Source organism: Rhodococcus sp. NPDC079359 (assembly GCF_040702585.1).
In the GTDB taxonomy this organism is placed as follows: Bacteria; Actinomycetota; Actinomycetes; order Mycobacteriales; family Mycobacteriaceae; genus Rhodococcoides.
In genome coordinates this window covers 327937-342003 of the sequence record NZ_JBFBLH010000002.1, presented here as the reverse complement: position 1 = coordinate 342003, position 14067 = coordinate 327937, and the positions used below count along the sequence as shown (strand labels likewise).

Genomic DNA, 14067 nt, shown 5'->3' with positions numbered 1-14067 from the left:
TGGTGGTCTCGGAGCTCCATCAGACCCTCCGGCCCGGCATCCGCGCGCCAGGACAACTACACCGACGTCAGGGACTTTCGGCTCCACTTTCGATGACCAAAGGTGAAGCTCGCCCGCTTGCGGGTCCGTAGTGTTGTGTAAGAAGCGCCCACCGAGGACGCAGGCGAGGGGCTGGACGTGGTCACAGTGTTTTTGGTCGACGATCACGAGATCGTGCGACGAGGTCTGATCGATCTCATCGATTCCGATCCCGATCTTTCCGTGATCGGTGAAGCCGGAAGTTGCGCACAGGCACTCGCTCGTATTCCCGCGTTGAGGCCCGACGTCGCTGTTCTCGATGTGCGTCTCCCCGATGGAAACGGCATCGAGCTCTGTCGCGAACTGCTCGACCGACTCCCCGATCTCAAATGCATGATGCTGACCTCGTTCACCGAGGATCAAGCCATGCTCGACGCAATCCTCGCCGGTGCGAGCGGGTACGTCGTCAAGGACATCACCGGTATGGAGTTGACCCGCGCGATCAAGGATGTCGGTTCGGGTCGATCGCTGTTGGACAATCGTGCAGCAGCAGCGCTGATGGACAAGCTGCGCGCGGGCACGGCCGCTCCAGGACCGATCGACCACCTCACCGGGCAGGAACGCACACTGCTCGACCTTTTGGGGGAGGGGCTGACGAATCGGCAGATCGCCGCTCGAATGTTCCTGGCGGAGAAGACGGTGAAGAACTACGTCTCCCGGCTGCTGGCCAAACTCGGGATGGAGCGGCGCACCCAGGCTGCGGTGTATGCGTCGAGACTGGCCGATACGAACCCGAAATCGGATATGCAACCAGGTTCGTCGGATGGATGATCGTCACGGCGAGCACGATTCCGGGCTGCCGCAGCTCCGGCTCGGTGAACTGCTGGCCGAGGTACAGGACCGAATCGGGCGCATCGCGGATGCGCGCGTGCAGGCGGACGGTCTGCTCGACGCAATGTTCGTCATCACCTCCGGCCTCGATCTGGAGGTGACGTTGCGGTCGATCGTGGAGTCGGCAGTCAACCTCGTCGGTGCCCGGTACGGTGCACTCGGCGTCCGAGGCGACGGTCACGATCTGAAGGCGTTCATTCATCACGGTATGGACGACGACGTGCGGGACGCGATCGGCCACCTGCCCACCGGCCGAGGTGTGCTGGGTCTGCTGATCGATCAACCCCATGTCCTGAGACTCGACGACCTCTCGGCACATCCTGAGGCGGTGGGCTTCCCGCCCAACCATCCGCCGATGAAATCGTTTCTCGGCGTGCCCATTCGGGTGCGAGACGAGGTGTTCGGAAACGTGTACCTCACCGAGAAGAAGGACGGAGCCCAGTTCACCGAGGACGACGAGGTGGTGACGCGCGCACTCGCGTCGGCGGCCGGAATCGCGATCGAGAACGCACACCTGTACGAGGAGTCGCGGATCCGTCAATCGTGGATGGAAGCGATGCGGGACATCGGTACCGAACTGCTGGCCGGGAGCGACATCGACGAAGTCCTGCACATGGTGTCGAGGCGAGCCTTGCATCTGACCGGGGCCGACACTGCGTTCATCGCCGTCCCCGCCGACGCGGACCAACACGCCGATGTGGTGTCCCGGTTGAACATCTCGGTCGCCGAGGGGCACGACGCAGACGCTCTGGTGGGTTCGCTCATCCCGATCGAGGGATCGAGTTCCGGTGCGGCATATCGTCTTCGGACGGCTACCCGCAAGGAGAACTTGGACTACCGGCCCAACGAGCACGTGGCGAACACGTTCGGCCCGGCGCTGATCTCGCCGCTACGGGTAGCGGACGGCGTGCGAGGAGTCCTGGTGACGCTGCGCCGAAAAGGCGCACCGGTCTTCAACGACTCTCAACTCGATCTCATTTCCAGCTTCGCCGACCAGGCCGCGCTCGTCATGCAGATGGCCGACACCACCCGACGAATGCACGAGCTGGACGTCCTCGCGGACCGCGACAGGATCGCCAGGGACCTTCACGATCACGTCATCCAACGGATCTTCGCAGCCGGATTGTCGCTGCAGAGCACGTTGCAGAAGACCGAGCTCGACGACATTCGTCAGCGTCTGGCCCGCACCATCGATGACCTGCAGGACACCGTCCAGGACATCCGCACGACGATCTTCGACCTGCAGAGCGCGACGCACTCGACCACTCGCCTTCGGCAGCGCGTCAACGGAGCCGTCCTCGAACTCACCGAGAGCGTTCCCATTCGCGCCGTGGTTCGCATGTTCGGGCCCCTGTCGGTCATCGACAGTTTCCTCGCCGACCACGCCGTCGCCGTCATTCGTGAAGCGGTGAGCAACGTTGTCCATCACGCACGCGCCGAGACCGTCAATGTGACACTGGCTGTCGGGGACGATCTCCGCATCGAGGTTTCCGACGACGGAACAGGGTTGGACGAGAACATCACTCGTAGTGGACTGGCAAACCTCGAAGCGCGTGCACTCGAATGCGGCGGCGCGCTGATCCTCAGGCCGTCCGCAGCCGACGCAGGTGGCACCGAGTTGATCTGGTCGGTACCGCTGCCCTGACGACGGACGACCTTGGTCACCTGTTCCGATGACCTCGGACTGCTGTGACCGGTGTGCCTGCACTCGTAGCGTTCTCGTTGTAGACGCGCACCATCGAGAGGCATCTGATGAACACTTCACATTCCACCGGACCGGTCACGGTCGGTATCGACGGATCGGAGACCGCACTCGATGCGGTCCGGTTCGCCGTGCAGGAGGCACGGGGACGGGGCACGTCGCTTCGCTTGATCCACGTCATCGACAGACACGCAATGGCCGAAACCGTATACGGCGCTCCGGATGTCGACGGGGACTACGCCCGCACGGCATTGAGCCGCGCCGCGGACGTGGCCGCAGCGATCGATCCGTCGGTTGCTGTGGAGTCGGTCGTTCTGCGCGGTCGGCCCGAATCGGTGATGTCGACCGAAGCCGGATCTGCGTCTCTGCTGGTAGTGGGGACCACCACCGGCAGTGCGGTGGCCGCCTGGGTACTCGGATCGATGGTCGGTGCCGTGGTCGAAGCCTCACCCAATCCCGTGGCGATCGTCCGGCACTTCGACGCGCAAGGGCACGGCCCGGTAGTGGCAGCGCTGGGTGATACCGAAGTATCGGCAACCGATGTCGTTGTGCATCAAGCATTTCGCGAGGCATCGATGCGAGGGGCCGGCGTGCTGGCTGTGCACACCCAATCTGTCGCGTCCATTCTCACGGCTGCTCTCGGTGGCCCTGCCGACGGGCTTCATCCCGAATCGGCAATGGATGTTCGACTCGAACCCTTCGGCGCGGACTACCCGGATATTCGCGTGGCGTCGGTGTACGCCGAGGCCGACTCGGGATCGGAGTTGGTCGCTATGTCAGAGACAGCCCAACTGATGGTGGTCGGTCACGAACGAGACCGAGTGCCGGGGCGAACTCTGACCGCCGTCCTGCGGCATGCCCATTGCTCCGTCCTCGTCGTCCCGCACGCATGAGTACCCCGAGGAAGTCTCCGATCGTCGTCGGTGTCGACGGCTCCGGCTCGTCGCTCGACGCAGTCGGTTGGGCCGCGCGTGCGGCCGAGTTGCGTGGGCTACCGGTGAAGCTGGTGTCCGCCTACCAAGTCAAGGCCCTGTACACGAGTTTCGTCGCGCTGCCGACTCACATCGGCTCCGAGGAGCACACAGCCGCAGAGTCGACCCTGGCCTGGGCGTCGCTGGTTGCTCGACGCTCGGTGAAGAACCCGGACGCGCTCACCATCATGAGCGAATCGATTGTGGGACCGACGATTCAAGCCATGCTCGATCAGAGCTCGAGTGCGTCGATGATGGTGGTCGGCTCGCGCGGCAACGGCGAATACTTCGCCGAACTGCTCGGCTCGGTGAGCACCGCGGTGGCGGTTCAAGCACACTGCCCGGTGGTCATCGTGCCGGGAAGCGTCGAGGTGGATTCGTCACGAGGCCCTGTTGTCCTCGGAATCGACGGGTCGCCGCACAACCAGAAGGCTGTTCGGTTGGCATTCGACGAAGCCTCGCTCCGAGGAACAGAATTGGTTGCAGTCCACGTGTCGACGGACGAACTGATCTCGTCGCCCGACGCGTCCGCGACCGACAGATCCGACGCGATCGTGTCGAACGGTCGAACCGTGTTGGCAGAGAGCCTGTCCGGCTGGAGCGAGCAGTATCCGGACGTAGTGGTTCAGCAAAAGGTGTTGCGCGGCAACGTGGTCGAGAAGATTCTCGAGGTATCACCGCGGGCGCAGGCCGTCGTCGTCGGTTCGACCGGCCGCAACGGTTTCAGCGACCGACTTCTCGGATCCACCGTCCGTTCGCTGGCCCACCGCGTCGACTGTCCGTTGATCATCGCCCGCGGGTAGCGAGCGCCCTACGATTGTGGACCCGCTGGTCGATCCCGACGACGAGCGACAGCACTACGGACACCGCACCGATCAGCAGCCACGAATCGATGCCGATCGGTGCGGTACCGAACAACGCATTCATGGCCGGAAGGTACGTCAGCGCCATCTGGCCCGCGATTTGGGTGAGCACCCCGACAACGATCCACCGGTTGGTGAACAGACCGAGCTGCCAAGCCGAACGTGTCAGTGATCGACAGCTGAACAGGTAGGCGATCTCGGCAGCGACGAACATGTTGAGCGCGACAGTGCGTGCCTCGTCGAGGCCGGCCCCGCGGCTCTGCGCCCACTCGAAGATCGCCCAGGCACCGACCACGAGCACGGTCGACACCAACAGAATCCGCACCATGAGTGCTCGCGTCAGAAGCGGCTCGTCGGGTCGGCGCGGCAACCTCGACATGATCTCGGGCTCCTTGGGCTCGAACGCCAACATCAGGCCCAAAGCGACGGCAGTGGTCATGTTGATCCACAGAATTTGGGTGGGAAGGATCGGCAGAGCCGTGCCGCACACGATCGCGACCAGGATGACGAGGCCCTCGGCAAGATTGGTGGGCAGCGTCCACGCGATGAACTTGGTCAGGTTGTCGAACACACCACGGCCTTCTTCCACCGCGGCCTCGATGGTGGAGAAGTCGTCCTCGGTCAGCACGACATCGGACGCATCCTTGGCCACCTCGGTTCCGCTGTGGCCCATCGCGACCCCGATGTTCGCCCGGCGCAGTGCAGGCGCATCGTTGACGCCGTCACCGGTCATGGCGACAACGTGGCCGCGCGACTGCAGGGACTCGACCAGCTGAAGCTTCTGTTCGGGGCTGGCCCTGGCGAAGACGACCGCACGATCGACCGCGTCCGGATAGTCGTCCGCGCTCAACGACGAGAGGTCGGATCCGGTCAGCACCGACCCGTCTGCGTCACCTCGATCCAGCAAACCGACCTGCTGGGCAATGACGGTCGCGGTTACGGCGTGGTCACCGGTGATCATCTTGACGGAGATCCCGGCGGAGCGGCAGGCCTGTACAGCGGACGTCGCGGCCTCACGGGGCGGGTCCATCATGGCTTCGAGGCCCGTGAACACGAGCGTCCCCGGCAGGCCGTCCACCGTGAAATCCACTGCCGCTCCGGTAGTGGTGCGCGCAGTGGCCAACACGCGCAGTCCTCGTCCTGCGAGGTCTTCGGCTGCCTCGGATATGCGATGACGATCGATCGGACGCAGTCGGCCTTCGGAATCCATCATCGTCTCGCTCATGTCGATGATGCGCTCCACGGCCCCCTTGACGAGGGCGAACCCGTGCTCGTCGCTGCGGGAACGATGGAGCGTGGCCATGAACTGACGGTCCGAGCTGAACGGAATGCTCCCGGATCGTGGATTCCCGTCGAGGAAGTCCTGGGTGTCGATATCGGCTTTGATCGCAGCCACGATCATCGCGGCTTCCGTCGGATCTCCGACGATCGTCCACTCATCGTCGATCTGTCGCAGCGACGCGTCGTTGCACACGGCACCGGTGAGAAGTGACCACCGCAGTGCGTCGTCGTGGTCCGCGGACACGAGATCACCGTCCTCCGTCAGGTCACCGACAGGCTCGTATCCCGAACCGGTGACCACGATTTCGCCGTCGATCGTCCACAGAGCTCGCACCGTCATCTGGTTCTGGGTCAACGTGCCGGTCTTGTCGGAACAGATGACCGTGGTGCTGCCCAGGGTTTCGACAGCGGGCAGCTGCCGGATGACGGCACCACGTCGTGCCATTCTGGAGACCCCGATGGCCAGGGTGATCGTCACTGCTGCAGGCAAGCCCTCGGGAATTGCGCCGACGGCGAGTGCGACTGCGGCGACGAAAGTTTCGACGGTGTCCTGGCCTCGGAGCAGCCCGACTCCGAAGGTGACAGCGGCCAGCCCGAGAATCGCGAACGTCAGGATCCTGCCGAACTCGGCGAGTTTCGCAGTCAGCGGTGTGGCCAGCGGCCGAGCCGACCCGACGAGACGGTGAATGCCCCCGAGTTCGGTATCGGACGCGGTGGCGACGGTGATGCCGGTCCCCGTTCCTGCCGTGACGAGGGTGCCGGAGTAGCCCATGTTGGTTCGGTCGGCGAGTAGGGTCGACGGCGGTACTGCTGCAGTGCCTTTTGCAGAGGGTTCGGACTCACCGGTCAGGGTGGACTCGTCGACCTCCAAGCCGGTCGTGTGTACCAGCCTGAGATCGGCGGGGACCTTGTCTCCGGCTTCCAATCGCACCAGGTCGCCCGGCACCACGTCCTCGGATGACAGGGAGTGCACCTCCCCGTCGCGCACCACGCGCGCCGGAGTCCGTGCCATCGACCGAAGAGATTCCAGCGCCGAACCGGCCTTGGACTCCTGAACGAACCCGATTGCTGCGTTCAGCACGACGACAGCGAAAATCACTGCGGAGTCGACGTATTCGGCCAGTGCCGCTGTGATCGTGCCGGCGGCGATCAGAACGTAGATCAGCGGATTGTGGAACTGACCGAGCAGGCGTCGGGGCCATCCGGGGCCGGCTCTGGCCGGGAGCACGTTGGGCCCGAACCGGAGGGTACGTCGGGCCACTTCGTCCACGCTCAGACCGCGATCGAGGCTCGAAGCGACGGAGACCACGACCTCGTCGACGGACAGAGCGTGACGTTCCCCAGTCTCTCCGCCCACTAGTGTCACGACCACCGCCACTGCCGAATCTCCGGGAGGTCCTCGAAATGCTCTCGGATGTAGGCGTCGTGGCGTGCGAGTTGGTCCTGGCAGTGCTGCCGCAGTTGCTCGGCACCGGCCGGCGCGGTGCGCGCTCGGTCGAGTGCTGCGAGCGCGAGGTGATAGCGACTGATCTTGTTGAGCACCACCATGTCGAACGGTGTTGTCGTGGTGCCCTGTTCGATGAATCCGCGAACGTGGAACCGTTGGGCGTCGGGTCGGCCGTGCACCAGTTGATGCACCGCACGGGGATAGCCGTGGAACGCGAAGACCACATCGACCGAGGCGGTGAACAGATCCACGAACTGCTCGTCTGAGAATCCGTGCGGATGATCGACGACGGGGAGCAGCGCCATCAGATCGATGACGTTGACCACGCGAACCCTGAGCTCGGGAGTCCACGTACGCAACAACTCTGCGGCAGCGAGGGTTTCCTCGGTCGGTACGTCGCCGGCACACGCCAGAACGATCTGGGGATCCTCCTCGTTCCCTTCGGTGCCGGCCCAGTCCCAGCGGGACGCACCCGCCGCGGCATGCGCCCGCGCCTCGGGAAGCGTCAGATACTGCGGGTGACTCTGCTTGTCCACCACCAGAACGTTGACGTGACCTCGACTGCGGAAGCAATGATCGGCAACGGCGAGCAGAGTGTTGGAGTCCGGTGGTAGCCACACGCGCACCACGTCCGGTGCCAGCGGAATCACCGCGTCGATCAGTCCGGGGCCCTGATGGCTGAATCCGTTGTGGTCGTTGCGCCAACACGTGCTGGTGAGCAACACGTTGAGCGACGCGACGGGTGCCCGCCACGCGAGTGTGGCCGCATGCTGGAGCCACTTGGTGTGCTGGATGAGCATCGACACGCTCACCATGGCGAAGGCCTCGTAGCTCGCGAAGAGACCGTGTCGACCCGACAGCAGGTACGCCTCGAACCAGCCCTCGCACAGATGCTCACTGAGCACTTCCATCACGCGGCCGTCGGGACCTAGATTGTCGTCGAACTCGGTGGTCGGCAACTGCCAGCATCTGTCGGTGGCCTCGAACACGGCCTGCAGGCGATTGCTCGCGGTCTCGTCGGGACAGAACAGACGAAAGTTGCCGCCGCCGTTGGGCTGTGCGTTGTCGAGGTAGATATCGCGCATCATCTCCCCGAGCACCGTGGTCGTCTCGTGCGAGGTGCGCCCCGGGGACTCGACGGTGAGTGCATAGTTCTCGAGGTCGCGAATGGCCAGGGGCTGCAACAGGACACCGCCGTTTGCGTACGGAGTGGCACCGAGACGTTCGGTGCCCGACGGAGCAAGCTCGCGAACGGCCGCCACCGGGGCACCGGCGTCGTCGAACAGCGATCGGGGATCGTAGGAGAGTAGCCACTTCTCGAGCAGATCCAGATGTGCTGGGTTCTCGCGGACACCCGACAGCGGCACCTGGTGCGCCCAGTGGGTGCCCTCGATGAGCTTGCCGTCCACCTCGTGCGGTCCGGTCCAGCCCTTGGGAGTGCGGAGAACGATGGCGGGCCATTCGATGTCGTGCTGTGGTTCGCCGCTGCGGGCGGTGTGCTGGATTCTCTCGATCGTCTCGTGGGCGCGGGTGAGGGCGCTTTCGAGCGCCGGGAACACTTCTCGTGGATCATCGCCTTCGACGAACAGCGGAGCCCAACCCTGGCCGCTCAGGTAGTCCGCGATCGATTGATCGGTGCTGCGACCGAGAACCGTCGGTCCGGATATCTTTCCGTCGTTCAGGTGCAGGATGGGCAACACGGCACCGTCGCGAATCGGATTGAGAAAGGCCGGGATCTTCCACGAACCGGACAGCGGACCGGTTTCGGCCTCACCGTCCCCGACGACACAGGCGACGATCAGATCGGGATTGTCGAACGCTGCACCGGCGGCGTGGACGAGGGCGTAGCCCAGCTCGCCGCCCTCGTGAATGCTGCCCGGAGTCTGGACGCTCACGTGGCTCGGAATGCCTCCGGGAGTGGAGAATTGACGGCACAGACGTTGGACGCCGTCGTTGTCGAGCGAGATGTCCGGGTAGATCTCGCTGTAGGTGCCCTCGAGGTAGGTGTTCGCCACCAACGCCGGACCGCCGTGGCCCGGACCGGTGACGTACAGCCAGTCCGAACCGGTTCGGCAGATCACACGATTGAGCAGTGTGTAGATCATCGACAGCCCGGGACTCGTACCCCAGTGCCCGAGCAGCCTCGGCTTGATGTGTTCGGCTGTCAGAGGCCGACGCAGCAACACGTTGTCCTGCAGATAGATCTGCGCCACCGTCAGATAGTTCGCCGCAGCCCAATAGCGCAGGTCTGCGTCCAATTCGTTGGAACCGTAAAAAGATTCGACCGCCGGTGCGCTCATCGATCGGTGGGTACGACAACGACGGGAACATCGACCGAATGGAGCACCGCGCGCGAGGTGGAACCGAGAAGCATCGACGCGAATCCGCCCCGACCGCGGCTTCCCACGACGATCAACTGCGCTGTCTCGGACGCGCGGACCAGTTCACGAACCGGCCTGTCCTGAACCACCACACGATGGATGGTGACGTCCGGGTAGTCCTCCGACCATCCGGCCAGGCTCTCCGCCAACGACGTCTTCTCGGCGAGTTCGGAATCGACCCACGGACCCTCGTCGTCGCGCGTCAACACGCTGCCCAGCTCGAGGTCGCTCCAGGCGTGTACCGCAACGAGGTCGACGCCTCGCAGTGACGCTTCCTTCAGAGCGAAGCCGATGGCGGGTTGGCTGTTGGAGGTGCAATCCACGCCGACGACGACCGGCCCGTCGCTGATGATGTTCGATTTGATCACCGCCACGGGGCATTTCGCATGCGAGACCACTGCGGTACTGACCGACCCGATCAATCCACCGGTGAACTCGCCGAGACCTCTCGACCCGACGACGATCATGGCGGGCGCGACGTCGAAATGCGTCAGGTTTCGTGCGGCAGAGCCGTGTTCGAGACGAGTGTCGAGAATGAGCGAGTTCCCCGCTGCGGTCTTGTGCGCAACGTCGACCGCGGCGGTCAGCACGCGCTTGGCCTCGACATCGGGGTCCGAGAACGAACCGATCCGAAGACTGATGGCATCGCCGTAGGTTCCCGGCGCGAACAGCGACGACGTGACCAACTCGAGCGGAGCGTGGCGTCGAACGGCCTCGCGTGTTGCCCAGCGGACCGCGTCGAGCGATGTGGCAGATCCGTCGACTCCGACGACTACCCGGCTCGATGCATTCATGACGAAATCCCGTCCCTTGACTTTCGTGTGCAGATACACAGCGAGCATGGCCCGAATCGGACCGTCGCAGACAGAGGCGGAAGTCCTTCGGTGCGGGGCGGAAGTCCCTGCCGGCTACCCCTAGGGGGTATGACTTGCTATCGTCGGTGACATGTACTCAGTGATCCGACGCAGACGCCTGGGCTCCGCCTCGGCGACCGGATTGCTGATCGCGCTGACGATCTTCGGGGTGCTGCTGATGCACTCGGTGACACCGATCATGTCGGTGAGCAGCGAACACGCCGCCATGGCGTCGACGACTCACCACGAGGATCCGGTACAGGTGGCGGCCGGCGAACACGACTGCCCGTCGGCACATCAGATGATGCATCCGTGCGCGGGAACCACGGTGGCGTGGGCTGCGTTGTCGGTCCCGGCGACGAGCGTCGATGTCGTCCACTCGCCGATGTCGGAGGACGGTATCGGTGGGCGCACCGACTCCATCTCGGAGCGTGCGCCGCCGTGGACCCTCTGGGAGCTGGACAGATCGGTGACCTTGCGAGTGTGACATGCAGTCCGGTGGACGCACGACCACCGGCGGATCGCCATACCCAGATCCCTGTATTTCGCACTTGTTCAAGGAGATTCACATGCGTACAACACTCGTCGCTTCGCTGGCTGCCGCCACCGTGAGCGCATTCCTTCTCGCCGGCTGCAGTAGCGACGACTCGTCGATGGACGGCCATTCGATGGGCTCGCAGAACTCGTCGTCGGCGTCATCGGACCAGGCCGACGCGTCCGCAGAATTCAACGATGCGGACGTGATGTTCGCGCAGATGATGTACCCGCATCATGCGCAGGCGGTCGAGATGGCGGCCATGGTCGAGGGCCGCACCGACAATTCGGACGTCGTTGCCTTGGCGTCGGCGATCGAAGCCGCGCAGCAACCGGAGATGGACCGGATGACGGCCTGGCTCGCCGAATGGGGTCAGCCCGCACCCTCGTCCGACATGGGTGAGATGGGCGGAATGGACCACAGCTCGGGCATGGGCATGGGCATGATGAGCCAACAGGACATGGACGCGTTGAGTGCGGCCACCGGTGCCGAGTTCGACCGCCAGTGGTTGACGATGATGATCGAGCACCACGAGGGCGCAATCGAGATGGCGAACATCGAGATCGCCGACGGCTCGAACCCCGACGCGCAGGAAATGGCGCGCGAGATCGTGGCCTCGCAGCAGCAGGAAATCGACACCATGCAGGCCTTGCTCGGCTGATCTGCACAGACACCGAAGGCCGCACCCTCTCATCGGGGGTGCGGCCTTCGGCCGTGCCGGGGCGATTGGGCGTCGTCGATGGCTCAGTGCACAGGTCGGCCGGTCACCGCGTCGGGGGAGAGGTCGAGTCGACGGAGTAGCTGCGCGTTGGCGGCGACGACGATCGTCGACAGTGACATCAGGACGGCACCGATCGACATGGGGAGCACGAAGCCGACCGGTGCCAGCACTCCTGCCGCGAGCGGAACCGATATCAGGTTGTATCCCGCTGCCCACCACAGGTTTTGCTTCATCTTCCGGTACGAGGCCCGGGAGAGTTCGATCACCGACAGCACGGACCTGGGGTCGTCGCTGGCCAGGATCACTCCCGCCGACGCGATCGCGACATCGGTACCGGCTCCGATCGCGATACCCACATCGGCCTGCGCCAATGCCGGGGCGTCGTTGACCCCGTCGCCGACCATCGCGACGGTGCGCCCCTCCTGTTGCAGGGTCGCCACAGTGTGCGACTTGTCTGCCGGTTTCACTCCGGCGAAGTACCGGTCCACGCCGAGTTCGGTGGCAACGGATTTTGCGACGGCTTCGGCGTCTCCGGTGATCATCACCACCGTGATTTCTCTTGCGTGCAACGCGTCGATCGCAGTGCGGGATTCGGGTCGTATCTCGTCAGCGAGGGCGAGCGCTCCGATGACGGTGTCGCCGGCGAGGACATGCAGGATGATCGCCCCGCCCTCGCGCCATCGATCGGCAACAGAGAGTTCGGTTGCGTGTTCCTGCTTCAGTAGTGCAGGCCCGCCGACCTGGATGTGGAGTCCGTCGACGTCGGCGGACACCCCGATCGCCGGGGACGATCGGAAGTCGGTGGCCGAAGAAACGGCCAGCTCTCGATGCCTCGCAGCGGCGACGATGGCGCGCGCCAACGGGTGCTCGGAATCGGCTTCTGCAGCTGCAGCGAGCGCAAGAACTTCGTCGGGGCTGTGCCCGGCGGTCGCCTCGATCGCGGTGACGTTGGGTTCGCCCATAGTGAGGGTGCCGGTCTTGTCGAACAGCACGGTATCCACGACCCGCATGGTTTCGAGTGCGAGCCGGTCCTTGACGAGCACACCGCCGCGGGCGGCTCGTTCGGTGGCGATGGACACGACCAGCGGGATCGCCAAACCGAGTGCGTGCGGGCAGGCGATGACCAGCACCGTGATCGTGCGGACAACGGCGTCGTCGGGCATCCCGAACAGTGTCCACGCGGCGGCGGTGAGGCCGGCCGATCCGAGGGCGAACCAGAACAACCATCCCGCTGCCGTGTCGGCGATGCGTTGAGCTCGCGACGTCGAGTTCTGGGCGTCGGCAACCAACCGGCCGATTCCGGCGAGTGTGGTGTCGTCCCCGACGGCGGTGACCTGCACGCGAAGACCTGAATCGGTGGCCACTGTTCCCGCGACGACCTGATCGCCTTCGCGGCGACGGACCGTCTTCGATTCGCCGGTGATCATCGATTCGTCCATGCTCGCCGAGCCGGCGACGACGGTGCCGTCGGCGGGCACTCGTCCTCCGGGACGGACGACGACGACATCGCCGAGCTGAAGTCGGTCCGGGGATACCGGCACCACGTCGTCGCCTTCGACGCGTTCTGCAGTGTCGGGCAGCAGTGCTGCCAGTGAATCCAGCGCGGATGTGGTCTGCGCAAGAGATCGCATCTCGATCCAGTGCCCGAGCAGCATGATCACGATCAGCAGCGCCAGTTCCCACCAGAAGTCGAGCCGATGATCGAGGATGCCCAGACTTGCCCCCATCGAGGCACCGAACGCGACGGTGATCGCCAATGCGATGAGGAGCATCATGCCCGGAGCGCGCGAACGGATTTCGCTCACTGCGCCGGTGAGGAACGGAGAACCGCCCCAGACGAACATCACGGTGCCCAGCACCGGGGAGATCCAGTCGATCCATGGCTCGTCGGGCAGTGAGTATCCGACGAGCATCGCGAACATCTCGGACGCGAGGACGACGGGGACGGCAAGCACGACCATGATGGTGAACAGGCGTCGGAACATCCCGACGTGATCGCCGTGCCCCGCATGGTCGCTGTGTCCTTGGTGGCCTTCGTGTTCCGAATGTGTCGAGTGTTCCGCGTGCGTGTGGGTCATCGTGCTGGTCCTTCCCGCTGACGAGTTCGGCGGCTACGAACGGTGTGAACTGGAGGGATCCGCGACGGCCGAATAGCCGGCCTGTCGGACCGCGGCGATGACCTCTGACTCGTGGAGCGCCGGCGTACCGACCACGGTCAGTGTCCCACTGGCGGCGGACGCGACCACGGACTCCACCTCGGCGAGCTCGCCGACCTCTTCGGTGATCGACGCTTCGCAGTGGCCGCAGGTCATGCCGGTGACTCGATAGTTGCTGGTGAACAGTTCCATTTCTCCGCCTTTGCTCGCATACCCCTAGGGGGTATCTTGGGTGACGGCTCGAACA

The 14067-nt window shown here is 64.5% G+C and carries 11 protein-coding genes; 6 read left to right on the top strand and 5 right to left on the bottom strand.

What is annotated here, in order from left to right:
• Nucleotides 1–177: 177 nt before the first annotated feature.
• From AB0362_RS06235 to AB0362_RS06220, 4 genes are all read left to right on the top strand, one after another.
• The gene (locus tag AB0362_RS06235; protein WP_317809982.1) at nt 178–849 is read left to right on the top strand and encodes a response regulator transcription factor; all 672 of its coding nucleotides are present in this window, start codon (nt 178–180) and stop codon (nt 847–849) included.
• Nucleotides 842–2554 carry a GAF domain-containing protein gene (locus AB0362_RS06230; RefSeq protein ID WP_317809984.1) on the top strand — a complete coding sequence of 571 codons (1713 nt, stop codon included), beginning with the start codon at nt 842–844 and terminating at the stop codon, nt 2552–2554. The genes AB0362_RS06235 and AB0362_RS06230 overlap by 8 nt, the downstream gene beginning before the upstream one ends.
• A gap of 107 nt (nt 2555–2661) precedes the next feature.
• Nucleotides 2662–3504 carry a universal stress protein gene (locus AB0362_RS06225; RefSeq protein WP_317809986.1) on the top strand — a complete coding sequence of 281 codons (843 nt, stop codon included), beginning with the start codon at nt 2662–2664 and terminating at the stop codon, nt 3502–3504.
• The gene (locus AB0362_RS06220) at nt 3501–4385 is read left to right on the top strand and encodes a universal stress protein (protein ID WP_317809988.1); all 885 of its coding nucleotides are present in this window, start codon (nt 3501–3503) and stop codon (nt 4383–4385) included. The genes AB0362_RS06225 and AB0362_RS06220 overlap by 4 nt, the downstream gene beginning before the upstream one ends.
• Here AB0362_RS06220 and AB0362_RS06215 read toward each other — a convergent pair.
• The 3 genes from AB0362_RS06215 to AB0362_RS06205 are packed head-to-tail and all read right to left on the bottom strand — an operon-like array spanning nt 4369 to nt 10348.
• Nucleotides 4369–7092 carry an HAD-IC family P-type ATPase gene (locus AB0362_RS06215; RefSeq protein ID WP_317809989.1) on the bottom strand — a complete coding sequence of 908 codons (2724 nt, stop codon included), beginning with the start codon at nt 7090–7092 and terminating at the stop codon, nt 4369–4371. The genes AB0362_RS06220 and AB0362_RS06215 overlap by 17 nt on opposite strands.
• Nucleotides 7089–9473 (bottom strand): phosphoketolase family protein, encoded by a 2385-nt coding sequence (locus AB0362_RS06210; RefSeq protein WP_317809990.1) that lies wholly within the window; start codon nt 9471–9473, stop codon nt 7089–7091. Before AB0362_RS06210 ends, AB0362_RS06215 begins: the two co-directional genes overlap by 4 nt.
• Entirely contained in the window at nt 9470–10348 is an 879-nt protein-coding gene (locus AB0362_RS06205; protein ID WP_317809991.1) for a universal stress protein, read from the bottom strand. Before AB0362_RS06205 ends, AB0362_RS06210 begins: the two co-directional genes overlap by 4 nt.
• Nucleotides 10349–10499: 151 nt before the next feature.
• Between AB0362_RS06205 and AB0362_RS06200 the strand changes: the two genes are divergently transcribed.
• Together AB0362_RS06200 and AB0362_RS06195 are read left to right on the top strand one after the other, a co-directional pair.
• A complete protein-coding gene (locus AB0362_RS06200) occupies nt 10500–10895 on the top strand; it encodes a DUF6153 family protein (RefSeq protein WP_317809992.1) in 396 nt (131 codons plus the stop codon).
• 82 nt (nt 10896–10977) lie between these two features.
• Nucleotides 10978–11604, top strand: coding sequence for a DUF305 domain-containing protein (locus AB0362_RS06195; protein WP_317809993.1), 627 nt, complete (start codon nt 10978–10980; stop codon nt 11602–11604).
• An 83-nt stretch (nt 11605–11687) separates the two neighbouring features.
• Here AB0362_RS06195 and AB0362_RS06190 read toward each other — a convergent pair whose 3' ends face one another.
• Together AB0362_RS06190 and AB0362_RS06185 are read right to left on the bottom strand one after the other, a co-directional pair.
• Entirely contained in the window at nt 11688–13742 is a 2055-nt protein-coding gene (locus AB0362_RS06190; RefSeq protein ID WP_317809994.1) for a heavy metal translocating P-type ATPase, read from the bottom strand.
• A 33-nt stretch (nt 13743–13775) separates the two neighbouring features.
• Complete coding sequence (locus AB0362_RS06185; RefSeq protein ID WP_317809996.1) at nt 13776–14012, bottom strand: heavy metal-associated domain-containing protein; 237 nt, start codon at nt 14010–14012, stop codon at nt 13776–13778.
• Between the last annotated feature and the right edge of the window lie 55 nt (nt 14013–14067).

Coding starts and splice junctions, on each gene's coding strand:
- AB0362_RS06185 (WP_317809996.1), bottom strand. CDS start 14,012: ATGGAACTGTTCACCAGCAACTATCGAGTCACCGGCATGACCTGCGGC.
- AB0362_RS06230 (WP_317809984.1), top strand. CDS start 842: ATGGATGATCGTCACGGCGAGCACGATTCCGGGCTGCCGCAGCTCCGG.
- AB0362_RS06205 (WP_317809991.1), bottom strand. CDS start 10,348: ATGAATGCATCGAGCCGGGTAGTCGTCGGAGTCGACGGATCTGCCACA.
- AB0362_RS06200 (WP_317809992.1), top strand. CDS start 10,500: ATGTACTCAGTGATCCGACGCAGACGCCTGGGCTCCGCCTCGGCGACC.
- AB0362_RS06195 (WP_317809993.1), top strand. CDS start 10,978: ATGCGTACAACACTCGTCGCTTCGCTGGCTGCCGCCACCGTGAGCGCA.
- AB0362_RS06190 (WP_317809994.1), bottom strand. CDS start 13,742: ATGACCCACACGCACGCGGAACACTCGACACATTCGGAACACGAAGGC.
- AB0362_RS06210 (WP_317809990.1), bottom strand. CDS start 9,473: ATGAGCGCACCGGCGGTCGAATCTTTTTACGGTTCCAACGAATTGGAC.
- AB0362_RS06220 (WP_317809988.1), top strand. CDS start 3,501: ATGAGTACCCCGAGGAAGTCTCCGATCGTCGTCGGTGTCGACGGCTCC.
- AB0362_RS06225 (WP_317809986.1), top strand. CDS start 2,662: ATGAACACTTCACATTCCACCGGACCGGTCACGGTCGGTATCGACGGA.